18 protein-coding genes are annotated in these 22,813 nt (G+C 51.8%); 8 read left to right on the top strand and 10 right to left on the bottom strand.

Features of this window, described 5'->3' with window-relative positions; all coding sequences use genetic code 11:
- Positions 1–11: 11 nt before the first annotated feature.
- The 4 genes from ACLJRS_RS01030 to pncB all read left to right on the top strand — a co-directional run bounded on the left by ACLJRS_RS01030 (position 12) and on the right by pncB (position 3,274).
- A complete protein-coding gene (locus tag ACLJRS_RS01030) occupies positions 12–251 on the top strand; it encodes a DUF4060 family protein (protein WP_001237031.1) in 240 nt (79 codons plus the stop codon).
- A 40-nt stretch (positions 252–291) separates the two neighbouring features.
- Positions 292–540, top strand: coding sequence for an excisionase Xis (gene xis, locus ACLJRS_RS01025; RefSeq protein ID WP_000065276.1), 249 nt, complete (start codon positions 292–294; stop codon positions 538–540).
- Between the two features lie 44 nt (positions 541–584).
- On the top strand, positions 585–1,877 hold the full coding sequence (locus tag ACLJRS_RS01020) for a tyrosine-type recombinase/integrase (protein ID WP_001262314.1): 1,293 nt from the start codon (positions 585–587) through the stop codon (positions 1,875–1,877).
- 194 nt (positions 1,878–2,071) lie between these two features.
- On the top strand, positions 2,072–3,274 hold the full coding sequence (pncB, locus tag ACLJRS_RS01015) for a nicotinate phosphoribosyltransferase (RefSeq protein ID WP_000191406.1): 1,203 nt from the start codon (positions 2,072–2,074) through the stop codon (positions 3,272–3,274).
- 80 nt (positions 3,275–3,354) lie between these two features.
- Here pncB and ACLJRS_RS01010 read toward each other — a convergent pair whose 3' ends face one another.
- On the bottom strand, positions 3,355–4,788 hold the full coding sequence (locus tag ACLJRS_RS01010; protein WP_410957737.1) for an alanine/glycine:cation symporter family protein: 1,434 nt from the start codon (positions 4,786–4,788) through the stop codon (positions 3,355–3,357).
- Positions 4,789–5,033: 245 nt separating this feature from the next.
- Positions 5,034–6,248: a diaminopropionate ammonia-lyase gene (dpaL, locus tag ACLJRS_RS01005; protein WP_000544853.1), complete on the bottom strand. Its 1,215-nt coding sequence runs from the start codon at positions 6,246–6,248 to the stop codon at positions 5,034–5,036.
- Between the two features lie 316 nt (positions 6,249–6,564).
- On the opposite strand from dpaL, the gene ACLJRS_RS01000 reads away from it, so the two are divergent.
- Both ACLJRS_RS01000 and asnS read left to right on the top strand, forming a co-directional pair.
- Positions 6,565–7,026 carry an Lrp/AsnC family transcriptional regulator gene (locus ACLJRS_RS01000; protein ID WP_000762343.1) on the top strand — a complete coding sequence of 154 codons (462 nt, stop codon included), beginning with the start codon at positions 6,565–6,567 and terminating at the stop codon, positions 7,024–7,026.
- Positions 7,027–7,226: 200 nt separating this feature from the next.
- The gene (asnS, locus tag ACLJRS_RS00995; protein ID WP_000117870.1) at positions 7,227–8,627 is read left to right on the top strand and encodes an asparagine--tRNA ligase; all 1,401 of its coding nucleotides are present in this window, start codon (positions 7,227–7,229) and stop codon (positions 8,625–8,627) included.
- 164 nt (positions 8,628–8,791) lie between these two features.
- Here the strand turns inward: asnS and ACLJRS_RS00990 are convergent, their stop codons facing one another.
- Positions 8,792–8,950 (bottom strand): hypothetical protein, encoded by a 159-nt coding sequence (locus ACLJRS_RS00990; RefSeq protein ID WP_001132012.1) that lies wholly within the window; start codon positions 8,948–8,950, stop codon positions 8,792–8,794.
- Positions 8,951–9,233: 283 nt separating this feature from the next.
- Between ACLJRS_RS00990 and ompF the strand changes: the two genes are divergently transcribed.
- A complete protein-coding gene (gene ompF / locus ACLJRS_RS00985; RefSeq protein ID WP_000977709.1) occupies positions 9,234–10,325 on the top strand; it encodes a porin OmpF in 1,092 nt (363 codons plus the stop codon).
- A gap of 184 nt (positions 10,326–10,509) precedes the next feature.
- The gene (gene aspC / locus ACLJRS_RS00980) at positions 10,510–11,700 is read left to right on the top strand and encodes an aspartate transaminase (protein ID WP_000462653.1); all 1,191 of its coding nucleotides are present in this window, start codon (positions 10,510–10,512) and stop codon (positions 11,698–11,700) included.
- 61 nt (positions 11,701–11,761) lie between these two features.
- Here aspC and ACLJRS_RS00975 read toward each other — a convergent pair whose 3' ends face one another.
- The 7 genes from ACLJRS_RS00975 to cmoM form a co-directional block, all read right to left on the bottom strand.
- Positions 11,762–12,409 carry an MBL fold metallo-hydrolase gene (locus ACLJRS_RS00975; RefSeq protein WP_001109471.1) on the bottom strand — a complete coding sequence of 216 codons (648 nt, stop codon included), beginning with the start codon at positions 12,407–12,409 and terminating at the stop codon, positions 11,762–11,764.
- A 27-nt stretch (positions 12,410–12,436) separates the two neighbouring features.
- Complete coding sequence (locus tag ACLJRS_RS00970; RefSeq protein WP_000357052.1) at positions 12,437–12,985, bottom strand: YcbK family protein; 549 nt, start codon at positions 12,983–12,985, stop codon at positions 12,437–12,439.
- A gap of 259 nt (positions 12,986–13,244) precedes the next feature.
- On the bottom strand, positions 13,245–15,092 hold the full coding sequence (gene ldtD / locus ACLJRS_RS00965; RefSeq protein ID WP_410957736.1) for a L,D-transpeptidase: 1,848 nt from the start codon (positions 15,090–15,092) through the stop codon (positions 13,245–13,247).
- Between the two features lie 344 nt (positions 15,093–15,436).
- The gene (gene mukB / locus ACLJRS_RS00960; RefSeq protein WP_000572746.1) at positions 15,437–19,903 is read right to left on the bottom strand and encodes a chromosome partition protein MukB; all 4,467 of its coding nucleotides are present in this window, start codon (positions 19,901–19,903) and stop codon (positions 15,437–15,439) included.
- Entirely contained in the window at positions 19,903–20,607 is a 705-nt protein-coding gene (gene mukE, locus ACLJRS_RS00955; RefSeq protein WP_000060024.1) for a chromosome partition protein MukE, read from the bottom strand. Before mukE ends, mukB begins: the two co-directional genes overlap by 1 nt.
- On the bottom strand, positions 20,588–21,910 hold the full coding sequence (mukF, locus tag ACLJRS_RS00950; protein WP_001288828.1) for a chromosome partition protein MukF: 1,323 nt from the start codon (positions 21,908–21,910) through the stop codon (positions 20,588–20,590). Before mukF ends, mukE begins: the two co-directional genes overlap by 20 nt.
- Entirely contained in the window at positions 21,903–22,706 is an 804-nt protein-coding gene (gene cmoM, locus ACLJRS_RS00945; RefSeq protein WP_001154027.1) for a tRNA uridine 5-oxyacetic acid(34) methyltransferase CmoM, read from the bottom strand. Before cmoM ends, mukF begins: the two co-directional genes overlap by 8 nt.
- Between the last annotated feature and the right edge of the window lie 107 nt (positions 22,707–22,813).

The raw sequence follows: 22,813 nt of genomic DNA, 5'->3' as shown, positions 1-22,813 counted from the left end.
GAGGAGGCTTTATGCGCCTTATAAATCGCAGTAAGCAATCGCCATTGGGCCGTCGCGCATGTGATGTTGCACTGGCTGCGCATCATGAGAAGTTCGGCGATTACGGCAGACAAAAGCACGTTACCAATTACACCGTTGTAGTGGATGGCGTAAAGGTTCCTGTCGAAGTAGTTAACCGGGCCACCAGCTACGTAGCCACCGCAATGATCGGCGTCCGGAAACTTAGAAATCTGCCAGCACAGGCAAACTGAATATTAGCGATGGCCCGCTGCGGGGCCACTGGAGAAAACGATGAGCAACATTATCCAACTGACGCCAAACAAGTGGGTTAGCGAAAAAGTTCTGATTGCGGTTACCGGGCTTAAGCCCGGAACCATTACCCGCGCCAGAAAAGAATCCTGGATGCTGGGCCGCGAGTACCTGCACATTTCACCAGACGGAAATCCGAAGCCTTCGAGCGAATGCATATACAACAGAGAAGCCGTTGATCAGTGGATCGAGGCGCAGAAAAAAAATCAACCAGGTGCGAAGACAACATGAAAAGCAGTACACTCGTCAATGCTCCTGGACGTCAGGAGGGATTAATGGCTAATGCATCATACCCGACAGGCGTCGAAAACCACGGCGGTTCGCTCCGCATCTGGTTTCTGTATAAAGGTAAACGTGTCAGGGAAAACCTTGGTGTCCCTGACACTGCAAAAAATCGCAAGATAGCTGGCGAACTGCGTTCTTCGGTTTGTTTTGCGATAAGGATGGGGAATTTTAACTATGTGGAAAAATTCCCAAACTCACCGAACCTTGCCCGGTTCGGTCAGGATAGAAAGGAAATTACTGTGCTGGAGCTTACCGAAAGATGGTCCGAGCTGAAGAGAATGGAGATCAGCTCTAATACCATGAGTAGGTACGAATCTATCATAAAAAACATGCTTCCACTCATCGGCGAAAACAAAATGGTTTCTGCGGTGACTACTGAGGATTTGCTGTATGTCAGGAAGGAGTTGCTGACGGGCTTTCAGGTAATGAAGAAGGATCACCGGACTCAGGTTAAAGGCCGGAAATCGTCCACAGTGAATAATTACATGATGCTGATGGCCGAGATCTTCCAGTTTGGAACAGATAACGGCTATGCAAAGGAAAACCCGTTTAGCGGAATTAACCGTCTCAAGAAAGCGAAAGGGGAACCTGATCCACTCACGACAGACGAGTTCATCAGGTTTATCCAGGCATGCGGCCACCAGCAGATGAGAAATCTCTGGTCACTGGCAGTCTATACCGGAATGAGGCATGGGGAGTTGTGCGGTCTGGCCTGGGAAGATATCGATCTGCATGCCGGGACGATCATTGTGAAGCGCAACCTTACCCAGACGGATGAGTTCACCCTGCCAAAAACCGACGCAGGTACTGACAGGGTGATATATCTCATTCAACCAGCTATTGATGCCCTGAGGAATCAGGCCCAGTTGACACGCCTTGGCCGGCAGTTTGAGGTTGAAGTGAAGTTGCGGGAATATGGACAATCTGTTATTCAGCCCTGCACGTTCGTATTCAGCCCTCAATGCGTCAAACGTGGACCTCGCACAGGATATCACTACGCGGTTAATTCCATTAATAAAATTTGGGGCCCGATAATCAAGCGTGCCGGCATTCGTTACCGTAACGCGTATCAGTCACGACATACCTATGCATGCTGGTCATTATCAGCTGGTGCTAACCCAAACTTTATAGCAACGCAGATGGGGCATACCGATGCACAGATGGTTTACAAGGTGTATGGAAAGTGGATGTCAGAGAAGAGCGCAGAACAGGTTTCTCTGCTCAACCAGGCACTTTCCCGCTATGCCCCATCACTGCCCCAAAGCATGGTAGCAGCGCAGTAGAAATCCTTAAATTCAAGGGGTTAGCAGTCGCATCGCTACATTTTTATAACATGGGGCACGAAATGCGCTCGACCCTAAAGACAGCTTATGGTGTGATCGGGGTTCAATAAATCGCTAAACAAGGTATACTCCAGCGGTTTTCTTAGTTGTTTATTGTACTAAACGCTCCCGTGAGAGGACGCAACAGCGCACCTATGACACAATTCGCTTCTCCTGTTCTGCACTCGTTGCTGGATACAGATGCTTATAAGTTGCATATGCAGCAAGCCGTTTTTCACCACTACTATGATGTGCAGGTAGCGGCTGAGTTTCGTTGCCGTGGCGACGACCTGCTGGGTATTTATGCCGATGCTATTCGCGAGCAGGTGGACGCGATGCAGCACCTGCGCCTCCAGGAGGACGAGTTCCAGTGGCTCTCCGGCCTGCCCTTTTTTAAACCGGATTATCTGAACTGGTTACGCGAGTTTCGCTATAACCCGGCTCAAGTCTGTGTCACCAACGATAACGGCAAGCTGAATATTCGCTTAACCGGCCCGTGGCGTGAAGTCATTATGTGGGAAGTGCCGCTGCTGGCCGTGATCAGTGAGCTGGTTCATCACTACCGCTCGCCAAACGCGGGTGTTGATCAGGCGCTCGACGCGCTGGAAAGTAAGCTGGTTGATTTCACTGCGTTAACCGCCAATCTCGATATGTCCCGCTTCCACCTGATGGACTTCGGCACCCGCCGCCGTTTCTCTCGTGAAGTGCAGCAGGCGATAGTTAAACGTCTCCAGCAGGAGTCATGGTTCGTCGGCACCAGCAACTATGATCTCGCGCGTCGCCTGGCGCTGACGCCGATGGGCACTCAGGCGCACGAATGGTTCCAGGCGCATCAACAAATCAGTCCGGACCTGGCGACCAGCCAGCGTGCCGCGTTGGCCGCCTGGCTTAACGAATATCCGGACCAGCTTGGTATCGCATTGACAGATTGCATTACAATGGATGCGTTTTTACGCGATTTCGGCATTGAATTCGCCAGCCGTTATCAGGGGTTACGCCACGACTCAGGAGACCCTGTCGCATGGGGCGAAAAGGCGATTGCCCATTATGAAAAGCTGGGGATTGATCCGCTGACAAAAACGCTGGTCTTTTCAGATAACCTTGATCTGCAAAAGGCGGTCGAGCTCTATCGCCATTTCGCCTCTCGCGTGCAGTTAAGCTTCGGCATCGGTACCCGCCTGACCTGCGATATCCCTCAGGTAAAACCGCTCAATATCGTGATTAAACTCGTGGAATGTAACGGAAAGCCGGTGGCTAAACTTTCCGACAGCCCCGGTAAAACGATCTGTCATGATAAAGCGTTTGTGCGCGCGCTGCGTAAAGCGTTCGATCTCCCGCAGGTGCGTAAAGCAAGTTAACCATGCCTGTGCGAAGCGCCCGGAAAGTGGGCGCTTTGTTACTCTTCTGACCATCTTACCTGTTCTGGCCGCGATGGTGACTATTCTTCCCCTTCACTCTTCGACATATTTACGTGCGTAATTTGCGTTGTTTTTTCAGAATTAGTGTCCCGCTGTATACGCGTTCTGAATAAATTGAATTCGCTAATAAATTCTTTACGCAGCAAGAACAGAGCAATTACGTTGGGGATAACCAGAAAACCGACAGCAATATCAGCCATTAACCAGATTACCGGGATTTCCATATTAACGGCAATCAGTGGCGGCAAAAAATATAGCCATTTAATGATGCGTTCTAGCTTATCGCCAAAAATATAGTTTATCGAAGTGCGAAATTTAATATATGAGCCAAGATAAGAAGTAAACAGAATCAACGCCACACCGAGACAGAGAACCTGAACAATAATCGGATGCCATGTTTCTTTTAAGGCGGCAAAGATAATCTGAATACCTTGATAACTGGCGTCTGTCCACATACCAGAAGCAAGTACAGCAAATGCAGTAAAGTTACAGGTAATCATTGAGACAAAAAAAACTTCCACTGCCCCCCACATTCCCTGACGGAAAGCGTAATCCACGTTGGCAGTAGCATGTACTGTGGCCGAGGTACCCATGCCGGCTTCGTTAGTGAATATTCCGCGACTGGCTCCTTTACTGATGGCTATCATGATGGTTGCCCCGACAAAGCCACCGGCTGCTGGCGCAGGGGCAAAGGCATAATAGAAAATACTTTTTATAACCTGTGGGATAGCCTCGATATTCAATACCACTACACCAGCGGCACCAATGAAATAGGCAATGGTGATCGGTGGAAGTGCAATCGTACAGAATTTACCAAGACTGGAGAGTCCTTTTAAAATAACCAACGCGCCTACGATGACAATAAATCCTCCGATGACGCTTGTTGGGATGTCAAACGTATAGTGAATGACCGCCGCCATCGTATTAGTTTGCACAAAACAGGCATCCGTAATAACCAGAATCATTAATGCAAACGCATATAATCCTGCCAGGGGATGCCATTTTTTATTGAGCCCTTTCTTAATATAATGCATTGGGCCGCCATAATATTCGCCATTCTCACCTTTACTTCGGTATTTCACCGCCAGCGTCACTTCAACCATTTTGGTCATCATACCCACGACCGCAATGATCCACATCCAGAAAATTGCCCCAGGCCCGCCAACCGCAATAGCCGCAGCAACACCTGCGATCGTTCCCGCGCCTAATGAGCCGGATAGCACAGTGGCAGCCACCTCTATTGATTTTAAGGATTTTTTAGACGCTGCCTCGCCAGTAGTGTTTTGTTTATTTTTTCCGGCAAGTGTACCAATTGTATTACGGTAAATTTCTTTTAAATTGATAATCTGGAAAAATTTGAGGCGTACTGTAAAATAAAAACCAATGCCGATGACACACAAAAATAATGGGCCACCCCATAGAAATTCAAAGAGTTGTGAAAGTTGCTCTAACATAATGACCTCGGATTTAAATTAATTCGTTCAGTCTCAGAAATAATCTTTCCAGTTCAGCGTAATCCTGAATTTTGCCAACAACACTAAACTGGAAAGTCAGCGGGTAGGAGCATCCCTTACTCACTAAATGCCGTTTTAATGGTATATTGTTATGAAGTTTTGCTTCCTGCATTAGGTTTATTATGCGTATAAAAAACGCGTTTTTTACATGCTGCCTTTATTATCTAATTTTTTAGTCGTAATGTTTAAGCACTGCGTCCGTTCCAGACTATATCTTCATAAATATCTGGGGACGTATCGCCTTCGGTGCTAATAAGCAAAACATGAGCATTGGCATCAAGCTGTAAGCGATTAGCAAGATCCTGATAATGCATATTGTTCATCAACTCATAAAGTAACCCTACGCCAATAGCTCCGGACTCGCCGGAAATAAAAGGCGTATCAGTGCCTGGACGCGGCGCGGCAGAAATGCGCATACCCTTAGCCGCCAGACAATCATCAGCGGAAATAAAACAACTGGTGTTGTCCCGAATAATAGGCCAACTGATAATATTCGGCTCCCCACACGCAAGCCCGGCCATTATCGTCGCCATATCGCCAGTGACGCAGTGAGGTTGACCATCATTCATAACTGCGGATTGATAAAGACAGTTGGCCTGATGCGGCTCAACCACAATAATATTAGGGATATTTTCCTGCATTTTTTCAACAAAATAACCCATAACACTGCCAGCAAACGATCCCACCCCCGCTTGTAAAATAAGGTGGGTTGGCAACGGACTGTTTGTTTCTGCGAGCTGCTCATAAGCTTCAACCGCTAGTGTCATATAGCCTTGCATAATCCATGTTGGGATCTCTTCATACCCTGTCCAGGCTGTATCCTGCAAAAGCACCCAGCCTTTTGTTTGCGCCATTCTATGGGCCAGTCGCACTGCATCATCGTAGTTCAGATCGGTGATGGTGCATTCAGCTCCATGATGGCGAATATTCTCTGCCCGGATTAACGATGATCCTTTAGGCATATAAACGACGGCTTTTAGACCTAATTGCTCTGCCGCCCACGCCACACCACGGCCATGATTGCCATCCGTCGCGGTAACAAAAACACAATCTTTAATTTTTTCTTTAATCTCAGGAGTATTAAGGGCAGCAAAACTTAACGAGTTAATATCACATTGCAATTTATCAGCGAGATATTTTCCTACAGCATAAGAGCCGCCCAGACCTTTAAAAGCATTCAGGCCAAAACGCCAGGATTCATCTTTAATATGGATGGACCCTAGTCCAAGCCGCCGGCTTAGATGCGCCAGATTATGTAACGGCGTAACGGCATAATTGGGTAATTTTTTATGAAATGCTAACACCTCATGCCCAACATTTCCGTTAAGCAAACTTAAGGCCGCTCCTGTACCATATTTTTTCCGACGTGTATTAAACTGATATTTAATAAGCTCATGCATAATGATACCTTTTGTTAAAGTTTATTTACTGAAATAATATATTTTTGTCAATTATTGAGTAGAAACAAGCAAAGAACTCGCGTTTTGTGGCTGTAGTAGTGGTTATCCTCACTTTAATAAACGTACTGATAAAAGAGTCGCACAATATCTATTACGTCCTTTTCTTTATTCCGCTGATTATGATAGTACTATGCTTATTGCTGTTAAATGGCGCGAAAATGCCCATCGTCGTGCAATTTTCACCTTTTTTTAACGGCCTGGACGCGGCAAAATTGCGCACAGTGATAGTCATCACATTAAAGAGGTTATTTGCAATATGAAGCTTGACGCCTGGGATAAAAACATTCTGACATTATTGCAGCGCGATAATCGTCTTTCTCAGCGGGAAATCGCCGAACAGGTCAATCTTTCACCTTCGGCAGTGAATCGTCGTATCGCGGCACTGGAGGAGGCGGGCATAATTAAAGGCAATGTCAGCCTTATTGATGCTGGCAAAGTGGGACGCCCGGTCACGATTGTGGTGCAGGTGGTGATCGAAAACGAGCGATTCAATTTACTGGAAGAGGCTCGTCAACGGTTTGTCAGTTGCCCGCAGGTGCAGCAGGTCTACTACGTAACGGGCGATTTCGACTTTTTACTGGTGCTCAATGTTCGTGACATGGCGGAATATGAAACGCTTACCCGTGAGCTTTTCTTTTCCTCAGGCAATATAAAGTCTTTTAAAACGATTGTCGTGATGCAAAACGCCAAGCAAGAGATGCGCGTCCTGATCGAGTAACGTGCGCAAAGCTTGCAAAACCAGCCTAAATTCTCAATGGTTCGCGAGCAGGTGCGAACTTTTTACAGGTTTCTTTCTGAAAACCTGCTTCCAGATGCGATTTCTGCTTGTCTGATTGCAGATGCCAGGTAACATAGGAATACCCCCATTTCGGGTGGACAAGTGTTTATTTTTTCCGACTATTAACTAGAGAGAATATTATGAGCGTTGTGCCTGTAGCCGACGTACTCCAGGGCCGCGTAGCCGTTGACCAAGAAGTCACCGTGCGCGGATGGGTGCGTACCCGCCGAGATTCAAAAGCTGGCATCTCCTTCCTCGCCGTTTATGACGGCTCCTGCTTTGATCCTGTACAGGCTGTCATCAATAATTCTCTGCCCAATTATAATGAAGAAGTATTACACCTGACGACAGGCTGCTCCGTGGTAGTAACAGGTAAGGTTGTCGCGTCGCCGGGACAGGGGCAAAGTTTCGAAATCCAGGCCACGAAAGTAGAGGTCGCAGGCTGGGTGGAAGATCCGGATACCTACCCGATGGCGGCAAAACGCCATAGCATTGAGTATCTGCGTGAAGTCGCGCATCTGCGCCCGCGCACCAACCTGATTGGCGCGGTAGCGCGCGTCCGCCATACTCTGGCGCAGGCGCTGCATCGCTTCTTCGATGAGCAGGGTTTCTTTTGGGTCTCTACCCCGCTGATTACCGCTTCCGATACCGAAGGCGCTGGCGAAATGTTCCGCGTCTCAACGTTGGATCTGGAAAACCTGCCGCGTAACGACCAGGGCAGAGTAGATTTTGACAAAGACTTTTTTGGCAAAGAATCATTCCTGACCGTCTCCGGCCAGCTCAACGGTGAAACCTATGCCTGCGCGCTGTCCAAAATCTATACTTTTGGGCCGACCTTCCGCGCGGAAAATTCCAACACCAGCCGCCACCTGGCGGAGTTCTGGATGCTGGAGCCGGAAGTGGCATTCGCCGATCTGGAAGACAACGCCCGTCTGGCGGAAGCCATGCTGAAATATGTCTTCAACGCGGTTCTGGAAGAGCGTGCGGATGACATGAAGTTCTTTGCCGAACGCGTGGATAAAGACGCTATCGCTCGTCTGGAGCGTTTTGTCTCTACCGACTTCGCTCAGGTGGATTACACCGATGCGGTCGCCATTCTGGAACGCTGTGGTAAGACATTTGAAAACCCGGTGTTCTGGGGCGTCGACCTCTCTTCCGAACACGAACGTTATCTGGCGGAAGAGCATTTCAAAGCGCCGGTAGTGGTGAAAAACTATCCGAAAGAAATTAAAGCGTTTTACATGCGCCTTAACGAAGATGGCAAAACCGTGGCGGCCATGGATGTGCTGGCGCCGGGAATCGGCGAAATCATCGGTGGTTCCCAGCGTGAAGAGCGTCTGGATGTGCTGGATGCCCGTATGGCCGAAATGGGGCTGAATAAAGAGGATTACTGGTGGTATCGCGACTTGCGTCGCTACGGTACTGTACCGCATTCCGGCTTTGGTCTGGGCTTTGAACGCCTTATCGCTTACGTCACGGGTGTGCAAAACGTGCGCGATGTTATTCCGTTCCCACGGACCCCACGCAACGCCAGCTTCTGATTTTTACGACACACTCAAGGCCAGCTATGCTGGCCTTTTTTTCCGCCTGAATGTCAGCTTTATTATCAATAAGTAAATAAATTTAATTACAACCCTCTGAATTACCACATCTTGTTACTGAATATTTCACGAAAATATTTACACATAAAAATTAATCCTTAATTTTATTGCGGATTAGATTTTTCTGTTCTGATAGCACAATTTTTCACCGCAATTTCAGACATCAAGACTTCTAAATGGCTATTTTTATGAAATAGCTCGTCTGCTGCTTTTTCAGGCACAACGGTGCCGATAACAAATAAATGCAATAAAATCATAGGCATAAAAGAAAAACGATCAAATCAAAGCGATAACTCAGGGGAAGTTTGACGTTGTTCACAAAGTTCCGTAAAAATAACATTTGTTTACATATTTTTTCCTTTTGAAACTAAATCTTTATATTTGTAGCACTTTCACGGTAGCGAAACGTTAGTTTGAATGGAAAGATGCCTGTCAGACACATAAAGACACCAAACTCTCATCAATATTTCTGTAAAGTTTTATTGACGGAATTTATTGACGGCAGTGGCAGGTGTCATATAAAAAAACCAATGAGGGTAATAAATAATGATGAAGCGCAAAATCCTGGCAGCGGTGATCCCTGCCCTGCTGGCTGCTGCAACCGCAAACGCAGCAGAAATTTATAATAAAGATGGTAATAAGCTGGATCTGTACGGTAAAGCCGTGGGTCGTCACGTATGGACAACGACCGGCGATAGTAAAAATGCCGACCAGACTTATGCCCAGATTGGTTTTAAAGGGGAAACGCAGATTAACACAGATCTGACCGGTTTCGGTCAGTGGGAATACCGTACTAAAGCAGACCGCGCTGAAGGCGAACAGCAGAACTCGAATCTGGTACGTCTGGCTTTCGCGGGTTTGAAATACGCGGAAGTGGGTTCAATCGATTATGGTCGTAACTACGGTATCGTTTACGATGTTGAATCCTATACCGATATGGCCCCCTACTTCTCCGGCGAAACCTGGGGCGGCGCCTATACTGATAACTACATGACCAGCCGTGCTGGCGGTTTGTTGACCTACCGTAACTCTGACTTCTTTGGTCTGGTGGACGGTCTCTCTTTCGGTATCCAGTATCAGGGTAAAAATCAGGACAACCACAGCATTAACTCTCAGAATGGCGATGGCGTAGGTTACACCATGGCATATGAGTTCGACGGCTTTGGCGTCACCGCAGCGTACAGCAACAGCAAGCGTACTAACGATCAGCAGGATCGCGATGGTAATGGCGATCGCGCAGAATCGTGGGCCGTTGGCGCGAAATATGATGCAAACAACGTCTACCTGGCTGCCGTATATGCTGAAACCCGCAATATGAGCATTGTTGAAAATACGGTTACCGATACCGTGGAAATGGCAAACAAAACGCAGAACCTGGAAGTGGTCGCTCAGTACCAGTTTGACTTCGGCCTGCGTCCGGCAATCTCGTATGTGCAGAGTAAAGGTAAGCAGTTGAACGGCGCCGACGGCTCGGCCGATCTGGCGAAATATATTCAGGCGGGCGCGACTTACTACTTTAACAAAAACATGAACGTATGGGTTGACTACCGTTTCAACCTGCTGGACGAAAACGACTACAGCTCCAGCTACGTTGGCACCGACGATCAGGCGGCTGTCGGTATTACTTACCAGTTCTGATCAGCAGACCCCTTTGTTTTATGCCTCAAAAACAGGACTTCGGTCCTGTTTTTTTATCTCTCTTAGAGAAAATGTGCGTCTTTCAAAAACAGGCGGGCTTTTTAGCGCTAACGGTTGGCATTTTGTAAATCTGCCGTTAACCTGATAGCGGATTTCCCTTCTGTAACTATAATGGAACCTCGTCATGTTTGAGAACATAACCGCCGCTCCTGCCGACCCGATTTTGGGCCTGGCCGATCTGTTTCGCGCCGATGACCGTCCAGGGAAAATTAACCTTGGCATTGGCGTATATAAAGATGAAACCGGCAAAACACCGGTGCTCACCAGCGTTAAAAAAGCCGAGCAGTATTTACTGGAAAATGAAACGACGAAAAACTATCTCGGCATTGACGGGATTCCGGAATTTGCTCGCTGCACTCAGGAACTGCTGTTCGGCAAAGGCAGCGCGCTGATTAACGATAAGCGCGCACGCACGGCGCAAACGCCGGGCGGTACCGGCGCGTTACGCATTGCCGCCGACTTTTTAGCAAAAAATACTCCGGTAAAACGGGTGTGGGTGAGCAACCCCAGCTGGCCGAACCACAAAAGCGTGTTTAACGCTGCCGGCCTGGAAGTTCGGGAGTACGCTTACTACGATGCGGAAAATCACACGCTGGATTTTGAAGCGCTACAAGCCAGCCTGAGCGAAGCACAGGCCGGCGATGTGGTTCTGTTCCACGGTTGCTGTCATAACCCAACCGGCATTGACCCTACTCTGGAACAGTGGCAGGTTCTGGCTGAGCTTTCCGTTGAAAAAGGGTGGCTGCCGCTATTCGATTTCGCTTACCAGGGCTTTGCCCGCGGCCTGGAAGAAGATGCGGAAGGTCTGCGCGCCTTTGCCGCGCTGCATAAAGAGCTCATTGTCGCCAGCTCCTACTCCAAAAACTTCGGCTTATATAATGAGCGCGTCGGCGCCTGCACCCTCGTGGCTGCCGATGCGGAAACCGTGGATCGCGCTTTTAGCCAGATGAAATCCGCCATTCGCGCTAACTACTCCAACCCACCAGCGCACGGCGCGTCCATCGTCGCGACTATCCTGAGTAATGACGCCCTGCGCGCTATCTGGGAACAGGAACTGACGGACATGCGCCAGCGTATTCAGCGTATGCGTCAACTGTTCGTGAATACCTTGCAGGAAAAAGGCGCGAACCGTGACTTCAGCTTTATTATCAAGCAGAACGGGATGTTCTCATTCAGCGGTCTGACCAAAGATCAGGTGCTGCGTCTGCGTGAAGAGTTTGGCGTTTATGCCGTGGCTTCTGGTCGCGTGAACGTGGCGGGCATGACCCCGGATAATATGGCGCCGCTGTGCGAAGCCATTGTCGCGGTACTGTAAAAAGCTGCCGACTGGCGTGACCGATAAAAAAGCCTGCACATTGCAGGCTTTTTCATTCTGCTTACCAGACCGGCATCTCATCTTGCAGGAAGGGATTATGCAGACGCTCGTACCCGAGCGTAGAGAGCGGGCCGTGGCCAGGAATAAAGGTCACATCATCGCCAAGCGGCAATAATTTACGCTTAATGGCGTCAATCAACTGGGTGTGATCGCCGCGAGGAAAATCGCTGCGCCCGACGCCACCTTTGAAAATCACATCGCCGGAGATCAGCAGTTGCGACTGTTCATCAAAGAAAACCACGTGTCCCGGCGTGTGTCCCGGACAATGTAACACCTGTAACGTCACATTCCCCACGCTGACGCGATCGCCGTCGTTCAGCCAGCGATCAGGCGTCAGCGGCTGACACTCATCCAGACCAAACATGCGGCTTTGCGCCGGCAGTCCTTGCAGCCAGAACTCATCTTCTTTTTCCGGACCGATAACAGGAACGCCGTAATGCTGCGCCAGTTCACTCGCCGCGCCGACATGATCGAGATGCCCATGCGTGAGTAAAATTTGCATCAACGTCACGCCGCTGGCGTCCACTTCCTGTTTAATTTTTTCCGCGTCGCCGCCCGGATCGACCAGCGCCGCCAGCCGGGTTTGTTCGCACCAGATTAATGAACAGTTCTGGGAGAACGCGGTGACCGGAATAATACGATAGTTCATACTGCTCCTTTGATTAAGCCTCGCTGATTACCAGTGCCGCGCCGGCCCGGTATCAATATGCACAAAGTTACTACGTGGGTAATATCCTACACCACCTGCGCGCATAGATAACGCCGCTTTGCGAATATTGCTCAGTGCCACGCCCTCAATATGAAAATCCATCGCCTGCCCTTTTGTATGGTAGCTTTTTTTCGCTACGCCGCTGCTACGGGCGCGTAATTCATTATTGGTATCAAGAGAACGGTAGCCTGAGATGAGCTGCACAGGTTTACGCGTCCCTAACAGCCCCTGAAGTCGGTAAAGTTGGTCAAACAGGCGGGGATCGATTGATCGGACTTTATTCGCGCGATAATCACGGAAAAAATGGTTTAACTTTGCTAATTCATCCTGAATGTAGGCTCTTCCATCGAAAAACTCCGCCTTGATTGACTCTCCGGTATGGAGATTGTTTAACGTCAAAATGCGCGGGCGTGGGGTCGAGAGTGTGGCAAACGCTGGCGCGGGCAGGATGGCGGCGCCGAGAGCGACACCACCAAGCGCCAGCAGCTTGCGGCGATTAGCGTCAAATTTGTCCATGATAATCAGGTCTACAGGTCAATGTTATCGTTAATACACTTCTACCTTTAAGCAGACATGATACCGGCTGGCACAGACTTCTGAACGGCCCGGTCGACTTAAAGGTTGTTGTATATGCACTTCTGGCGCACGAAAGGCACCTTAACTGCCGATAAAGCCCGCGTCAAGATGGCCCTCCCCCAGCCACAACGGGGGTCTACAGCGAAACGCCCCGTTGAAGCCAAACATTAGGACAACATATTTACCAGAACTTCTTCATTTACCTGATTAATTGTTCAACCTTTGGCACAATTTGTGCGCTGGATCGCGCTGTGAGATCGTAATTGTAAATATCTGTACGATATTGCATACGTCCATCTGCGCCGACAAATGCGGTCAGATAGTAAAGATTTACTGGAATGTTCTGCCGGATATTGACATACCGCGTGTCGCCTTGCTTCAGGGCGCCTGAGATCCGCGCATCGTTCCAGCCAGCATCCTGCAAGAGCATATTCGCCAGCTCAGAGGCCTTATTGACCCGCACGCAGCCGGAACTTAACGCCCTGGCGTCACGCTGAAAGAGAGTATGGTTAGGCGTATCGTGCAGATAGATAGCATCTGAACTCGGCATATTAAATTTATAACGCCCCAGCGAATTGTGCGCGCCTGGCGCCTGCTGGAAACGGAACGGAAGATTCGATGGCGTAATGGTGGCCCAGTCAACCTGCCACGGATCGATCGCTTCTTTGCTGTTCCAGCCGCGCATCACGGTGTAGCCATGGCGCTCCAGATAGCCTGGGTCATTCCACACCTTCGGTAAAATGTCTTTACGCGCAAGCGTGGGCGGAACGTTCCACGGCGGGTTCACCACCACATTATTCAGCGCGCTGCTCATCATCGGCGTTTTACGATCGGGACGCCCAACGATCACCCTTGAAGCCAGCACCTGGTTGCCATTCTGATAGTAGACCAGCGAATAAGCGGGAATGTTTACCATAATACCGGTAGAGAGTTCCGCCGGCAGCAGGCGTAAACGTTGGATATTCAGTGCCAGTACGCCTGCGCGTTGCGCGGGGGTCATATTAAGCCAGTTACGCGTCGCCGGGCCAATAACGCCATCCGCCCCCAGCCCTTGCCATGCCTGAAAACGCTTTACCGCCTCGACCAGCTCACGATCGTAGGCGCGTGCCGCCGGAGCCGACTTACTACGGCGGGCCGTTGGTTCGTCGACCGGCTGCGCCACCGATGTTTCGACTACCGCGGCGGAGGGGCTGACGACGGCACTATCAGCAGTGTTATCGCCGGGTAAGGCTATCTTTGGACCGCCATCCAGCATCCCCGTACGCTGTAATATTTCGCGCAGCGCAGGCACATCGTTACTCCATTGCCCCGGGCGCAGCGTCGCGGTATTGGCCAACTGCGGCCACGGGCGAGAGTCCGCCACCAGCTTCAGCAACGCGTCATGCATGGGCGCATACTGTGGATGCTGCGGCGCCAGGCTGGGGACAAACATCGGCAACTGCCCCTCTTCCAGCGCGATTTGCCACTGGTTAATCACCGAGACTGGCGGCGTCGCCAATGCGTAAGGTTTGTTGCTATATAACCAGCGCTGGCCTTTGACGGGGATATTCGCAATGAAATGGAGATAGCCCATCATGGCGTCTGACAACACAACATCGCGCGCCATACCGTTTACGGCGGGATCGGTCAACAATGCCACCCAGGCGGTAAACTGCGGCTGGAATCCGGCAATCGCCACCTCCGCCAACTGTTGCTGGAAGGCTTTCACCGCATCGCGATTATCCCACATGGGCTTCATGTCGCGCGCGGCATACAGCAATGTCAGCTGGCTCATATAGACCGGCGTATAGCCGGAAGGAAGCTGCGACTGTAAATCAGCCCGGACTTTCTCGGCTGAAACGCCCTCCGGCAGCGGCTGAATCCCGGCCATAATCGCCGTCGCGGCGGATTGCTTCTGCGGCCCAGCCTGATCCGTCGCGGCAACGGCGCTATCGCCAGGTATCATTTCAGGCTCATCGGCCTGCGCATTGAACAGTGGAGCGAATGTTACGGCCAGGCATAAACTGATTGCCGACAGACAACGACCACACATCTTGTTAAGCAACATCCCTTGCCCCCTGTTTTCGTTATCATACTCCGCATGACTGTGCTGCCCGCAGCGCGGGTCAACCGCAACCAATGCTTTTGTTTAGTATGACGAGTCAGCCTGCTCACTCGTCAGGCTTAACTCCAGTATATAAAGTTCGTTACGTTTTTGCCTAACCTAATGTAAAGAAGTTTAAAGAAAATGCACTACCCGGAGAGATTTTTCAGATAAAGAAAAAGGCGGCTTTCGCCGCCCCAGGCTAATGATAAAGCAGAACTTGTTGTGCCGGATGGCGGCGTAACCGACTTATCCGGCCTTGCCTGATAAACGAGGCGCCATCAGGCACGTCATCGTTTCTGCCGTATTTAACTCGCTTCTGAAGGCGTATCTTCCGTTTGCGTACCGGGAAGCGTTTCCGGAAGCTGCGGCGCAAAGCCACGCAGCCCGACAACATGAACATGCTCAGTATTCTGAAACACTTTACGCACCAGTTTATAGGTCGTGCCCTTCTCCGGACTGATGTTTTCCGGCGCAGCGATGATGAGCTGCATCTGCAAACGTTCGCATAGTTCAAACAGCGTGGCGATAGAGCGCGCATCCAGACGCGCCGCTTCATCGAGGAACAGCAGGCGACATGGCGAAATATCTTTCCCGCGCAGTCTGCGCGCTTCGTCTTCCCAGCTTTGCACCACCATCACCAGAATTGACATCCCGGTCCCGATAGCTTCCCCCGTTGATAGCGCGCCGGATTCCGCACGCAGCCAGCCGTCGGACCCACGGTTAACTTCAACTTCCATTTCCAGATAGTTACGGTAGTCCAGCAGCTCCTCGCCGATGGTCTGCGGCGTGCGTTGCCCCATATCGATCTGCGGATTCAGACGCTGGTACAGTTTCGCCAGAGCTTCGGAGAAGGTCAGACGATTGCTGTTAAACAGATCCTGGTGCTGCTCCTGCTGTTCTGAAAGCACATCCAGCAAGGTGGCATGCGTTTCACGCACGTTGACGTTTAACCGCACGCTATTCACCTGGCCAAACGAGACGCTTTGCAACCCCTGGTTCAGCATACGGATACGGTTCTGCTCACGCTGGATAGTCTTGCGGATGATGTTTGCCACGCTGCGGGAACTGATCGCCAGCTTTTGCTCACGCGATGTCAGCTCTTCCGTCAGACGGCTCAGCTCAATCTCCATTTGTTCAATGGCTTCAACCGGATCGTCGGTACGAATAATATCCTGACGAATACGTTCGCGCAGATGCTGGTAAACGGCCACAAAGAACTGGATTTTACGTTCCGGGCGTTTCGGATCTTCCGACAGACGCAATACGTCGCGCAGATGTTCGTTATCCGCGACGGCCAGGCGCAGCGCGCCCAACGCCTTATCCGACATGGAGCGCAGTTCATCCGCCGACAGATAAGCCAGCTCACGACGGTGCAGACGGCGTTCCACGCCATTGTCTTTCACCATCCGCATGACTGCGCACCAGCCGGCTTTCGCGGTCACAACCTGCTCGCGCATTTCATGATAATCGCGCTCCAGCTTGCGCAGCTTACGGGTCAGGTTCTCCATCTCCGCTTCGCAGAAGGTGAGCGCTTTCTCAAGCTGATTGCGACGCGAACGGTTATTGCTCAACTGGGCGTGCAGTTCATCGCGACGCTGGCGGGCACGCTCTTCCGCCCCGCTGTCGGCGCGAACGCCAATATCCTGTAATTCGCGCTGCAAATCGTTAAGCAGCTCTTTTTTCGTGTCGTAAGAGCTTTTTAGCGAGGCCAGGACCTGGCTGTACTGACTTAACTGCGCGGCATGGCTGCGCAGCGCTTCGCGGGCGCGGGTACGCTCGGCTTCCGCCTGCTCCAGCCGCTGGCGCAGCTTTTCGTTGAGATCGCTGTTGCCGCTCAGCATTTCCGCCGAGTCGGAATAGCTGAAATGCGCCCGACGTTCGACAACTTCAGCCAGAGCAAAAGCCTGCTGGCGCGCGTCGCGCTGCATTTGCTGCGACCATGCATAGTCTTCTTTTAACTGCTCAAACTGTTCCGGATCGCTTTGCAGAACGGAAACCACCGGCTCCAGTTTGGCTAACTGGTTGCCATATTGCTGCACAAATCGCGCCGCTTCCTGCGCCTCATCCAACCGTTCCTGAATTTCATCGACCCGATCGGCCAGCGTTTCATCGGCCAATAAATTCAGCCGCGGCAGCAAACGGTTAAGCGCGGAAACGCCCTCTTTCGCCTGCTCAAACTGAAGGCGCTGCTGCTGGTTGTCGCTTTCATGCGTCGCCAACGCGCGTTCCAGCTCGACGCGACGCCCGTTCAGTCGGCGAATTTCCGCTTCCGGATCGTCCTCAAAGGCAACGGAAAGGTGGCTACCGATAAAACGGCTGAACGCCTGGTGCAAACGCTGGGTTTTCTGCACGTCAAACGAGAGCGTGGCAAAGCGCTCGGAAAGCACTTCCCGTTCCGCATGGAGACTCTCAATACGGTTCTCACGCGCCGCGCGGCCAAAAATAGGCAGCGACGGAAAACGCGAATAACGCCACTGACGGTCGGCAATTTTCACGACCACCGCCTTTTCCAGCTCGTCAACGCTGAATACGCTGTCATCAAAAGACTGCGGATCGCCTTCGATCAGGTACAGATCTTCCGGGCAGTCGGTCAGACCTTCAAGCTGTTCGGCTATTTGCGATAAATCCGGTACGACGATCGCATGGCGCGACGGGCCATACAGTGCGGAAAAGTACGGCGCATCTTCAAGACTGACATCATCGTAGATTTCCGACAGCAGTACCCCGCCAAAACGCTCCGCCAGCGCATTCAAACGCTGATCTTCCGCGCCGCCCGGCTGGCTTAAACGTTCGATCTCTTCATCAACCGCATTTTTACGCGCGCCCACTTCGTCGCGTTCGACAATGGCTTCGCGCTCACGCTCCAGTAGCTGTTGCAGGTATTCGGTCACTTCCTGGCTGGACGTAAACTCCTCGCCGCACTGTTCGCTAAGCTGGTTCAGGCTATTCTGCGCCGCCAGCCAGACAGGAGCGCGTTGCATCAGATGCTGGATACGGGATTGCAGCTGTTCCTGTTCCTGACGCAAGGCCATACGCTGTTCGCTGGCTGACGACACGCTCTCAGACAAGGACGCGATGCGGGCTTCCAGCTCCTGATGCAGCGCTTCCAGTTCGTCAATATCAAAATTTTTGCCCTGTCGCTTACAGAACTCAGCCAGCAGACGTTCCGCCTCTTGCTGCTCGCGCAGCCGCTGTTCCAGTTCGCTCAGGCGCATCCGCAGCGGCTGTACCTGTTCCGCCAGATGACGCTGGTTCACGCCGTCCCGTAACAGCTCGCGCGCCACGTCCCAGGCTTCGCTACGCGCCAGCGGGCCGTTGATCGCCGCTACTAGCTGGTAAGCCTGCTCAAACTGGCTGTGCGCGGTTTGCGCCACGCTCATTTTTTGTTCCAACGACAGCAGTTTTTCCGTAGCTTCCTGCTCTTTTGCCTGGAAAGTATCCAGCCATTCGGCGGCGCTTTCCGGCGTTAGATCCGGCAGATGGCAAAGTTCTTTAGCGCGGGCGAGCGCTGATATCGCCTGGTTATACTGAATCGCGCGCGTTTGCTGTACATCCAGCGCCTGCTGGTAATCCGCAAGCTGGCTTTTGAGTTCATCGACTTCCAGCTCGGCGGCTTCGGCACGCGCTTCATTTTCGTCCTGCATTTCGGCGGCTTCCGCCACCACTTCGTTTTGTTCTTCGAGTCGAATCTGCAGCTCTTCAAGATCCGCTTCGTAGCGTTCAATTTTTTCCTGCTGGCGCAGCGCGGTTTGCACCAGATTCAGGTGATCGCTCGCCGCCTGGTAATCCGCCTCAAGAGAACCTTCGGCGCCGTTATGTTCGCCCAACTCACGGGCCATATCGACGTGCTTGTACTGCTCCGCCGCCAGTTGTTTGCGCGATGTGTACAGTTCGCGTCGAAACGCCAACGCCTGATCAAGGTGAACCCGACGCTCATTGGCGTGGCGCATATAATCTGCCGCCACATAATCGGTGGCTTCGCTGATCAAATGCTTAAACAGATCGCGATCGGATTGGGTAACACGAATCGCTTCCAGCGTGAGTCGGTTCTCGCGCAGCGCCGCTTCCATATCCTGGAATGCCTTGCGCACGCCGCTGTTTTCCGGCAATAAATAATCGCGTAGCGATCGGGTAATGGCGCTGGAGATCCCGCCGTACAGCGAGGCCTCTATCAAACGATAGAATTTACTGCGATCGGAAGCGGAGCGCAGACGACGGGCGATAATCCCTAAGTCAAACATCAGCGAATGATAATCGGTGATGGAGTTAAACTGCTTAAACTGCACGCCTTCCATCTCGTCAAGCTTGTCTTTCAGCTCAGCAAGCGACAGTACGCGCGCCTGACGTTCGTTTAATGTCTCCGTCACCAGTTGTGTCGGCTGTACCGACATCGGCAGCCCCTGGATAGCGAACGGTTTGATGTCCACTTTGCGATCGCGCCCAGCGACCTGCTGCAGACGCACGCCGACCACCACCCGCTGATGGCGGGAATTAATGGTGTCGAGCATGGAGTAACAGACGCCCGCCTTCAGCTTACCGTGCAAACCTTTATCGCGCGAACCGCTGGTGGCGCCGGCTTCCGTGGTGTTACGAAAGTGCAGTAATGTGAGATCCGGGATCAGCGCCGTGACGAACGCCGCCATCGTCGTGGATTTCCCGGCGCCGTTGCCCCCGGATAACGTCGTGACCAGTTCATCCAGGTCAAAAGTGCGGGCAAAAAAACCGTTCCAGTTAATCAGCGTTAGCGAGCGAAATTTACCGCGTTCAATCATTATTCTTCCTCTCCACTGTCCGGCTGATTCTCTTCGGTCTCATCATTAAGTTGCAGATGGTTTTCAATGGGCATCGCTTCCCCGTCGCGGATGAGACGACGCTGCGCCTCGCGAGGATCGTCGCCGGCGCGGACATCCGCGCCAAAGCGGAAGACCGATTCGGTAATGCGGAATTTGCTGCTGTCGTGGCCCATAAACCATACCATGCCCAAACGACGCAGGCGGTTCAAAGAAGAACGCACCTTTTCCTGCAGTTTCTGACGATCAACGTCAGATCCCGTCGAGCGGTTATTCACCAGCTTTAGCAGTTTGGCTTCGTCCGCAAGGGTAAGCAGCTCGTCGTATAACTCTTGCTGAGTAAAGATCCCTTCGTTGGCCAGACGCTCCGGGCTAAGATAGAGGTAGCAGAGAATTTTTCCGACCATCATATCCAGTTCGGATAACACCGAGCGCGGGATAAGCGTGGTAGAACGCGGACGCAGGTAGAAGAACCCCTCCGGCGCGCGAATCAACTCCACGTTATAACGCGCATAAAACTCTTCCAGGTATTCCTGAAAATCCATCAGAAAGGCATGATTATCCAGTTCGTCCAGCCCGATGTGGCGGCCCGAACGTAATGCGCTATCCAGCGCCGGAAATAACGGATTCGCCAGCGCCTGCGCCAGCTTAACCGGCATCACTTGTTCAATATTTGTCAATGACATGCGCCTGTACCTTGGCTCCGTAATCATTAATCGGCTGCCATTTGGCTGGCAGTCCGGTGAAATCTGCTTGCGCTACGCCAAGACGTACCGCTTGATCGATAACAATACGCGCCACGTCGAAATGACGCGCGCGCGGGTATTGCGCCAGATACTCGCGCACCACCAGCCCAAGATCCAGTGGCGTTTGTCTGGTTTTGTAGATAGCCAGCTGTTCTTCAATGATGGCCGCTAACTGCTCGCGGATCTCGTTAAACTCTTCATATTCCAGATCCGGCGGCAACTCCCCGGTGACTTCATCGTCACGCAACGCCATCTCTTCATCGCGCATATCCAGCAGACGATCGGCATTCGCGTAGGTTAGCGCCCACGGATCGTCAAAATAAGTCTGTACGGACTGGCGCAACCGCTGGGCGAAGACACGGTTTTTATCCATATCGATCGCGGTACGGATAAATTTATGCACGTGACGATCGTAGCCGATCCATAAATCAATAGACTGCTGACCCCAACTGATAATGCGGTCGAGTTTACTTTGTAAGTCAAACACCAGCCTGTCGACAAAATGCAGATCGTCGTGCGTCATCGTGGCATCCTGAATGCGCAGCAGGTTAGCCTGCAGCTTATCGCCCGCCGCCTCCAGCGTATCCTGCAACTCGCGCAGCGTACCGGACGTTTCAGAAAGCAGCAGTTCACAGCTGGAAATCGCCGCCCGCCAGTCTTTATTCAGCAGTTGTGCGATATCGTCTTTCACCTGCTGCTGCTGTTCATCCATGATGCGCTGGGTGAGATCGATACTGTCGAAAATCTCCGCCACCGAATATTTCAATGGCGCGTAAACGTTGCGATGCCAGTGGAACTCATCGCCACCCTCCGCTGCCGCATCCGCCGCGCGCTTCAATTCGCCGGCCACAATCGACAACTGCATAGAAAGACGCAGCGTAGAGAATTCGCGTTGACGAATGTAGTAATCGGTGATGCCAATCCCGAGCGGGGTTAATCGGTAAATCGCATTGCCTTCCGCCTGCTCGCTGGTAAAGCGGTTCAGCAGACGTTGACGCACCATATCGTTAATCGCGTTATTAGCGCGCACGCCGATGGTTTCGCTGGTTTGCTCAAACGCATCACTCACATGGCGGAATGCATCCACCAGCTCGCCTTCACTCATCTCGCCGTCAAGGCGTTCGCCGTTCAACGTGGCGACCGCCAGCAGAAAGGAAAGTCTGTCTACCGGCAGCGAGATGGAAAAGTCGTTTTTTCTGGCCCAGGCAACCAGTTCGGGGACTGTCTGGGAAAATTCACTCATAGGTTATCCTTGCATCTGCGGCTAGCGCCGGGCTTTTAATCGCGGTGACATGAATGTAGCGCCCAAGGCTAATATACGGCTCCTGGCGGCAATAACGCGTTTCCAGTTCGACCAGGGTCTCATAACAGTCACGCTGCTGGTGTTTTTCACGCAGATAATCATGAAACACACGCACGCCGGTTTTACCGGTAATCTGCCAGCCAATCGCCTCCAGCCACTGGTAAACCTGCGCGGGGTGGCGCGGGTAGTCAGGCGACAGCGTGCGCTTCTTGCGTTTAGGCATCCCCGCCTGCACGTAGTCAAAATTACCCGCCACCATATTGTGCATCAGCAAACCGTTAGCGTTATAGAACATCAACGACAGCGCGCCGCCAGGGCGCAATACTGACCAGAGCGTTTCTAATACGCCGACAGGATCGGCTACCCACTCCAGCACAGCATGAAACAATATCAGATCAACCGGGCTTTCCAAATGCGAAGCGACGTCCTGAGCCGGGCATTGTATAAAATGCATGTCTTTGCTCACACCTTTTGCCTCGGCCGCCTGCCGCGCGCGGGCGATCATTTCGCCAGACAGATCGCATAACGTCACCTGATGGCCGCGTTCCGCCATCTTAATCGCCGTTTGCCCTTCGCCGCCGCCGGCATCCAGCACCCGCAGTTTCCGCCCGCCAATCTCCTCCAGCACGCGATCCAGGTCTTGCCACAGAATGGCTTGCCGCAGTTGTCCTTTGGTCGTGCCGTAAATGTTACGGGAAAACTTTTCAGCAATGTCATCAAAATTGCGATCCTGCATCGGACTCTCCACAGGCTGGCTCAGGCGTTATCTGATAAAACCGCTATTTTGTCACAGCCGCGGCGAGAATGAACCTGTCTGGTGTAATATCACCGTTAATCCTCCGC

The sequence above is a fragment of the Salmonella sp. SAL00670 genome (assembly GCF_046552235.1).
Lineage (GTDB): Bacteria > Pseudomonadota > Gammaproteobacteria > Enterobacterales > Enterobacteriaceae > Salmonella > Salmonella enterica.
Note: the sequence above shows the minus strand (reverse complement) of the source record. Positions and strands in the feature narration are given on the sequence as shown.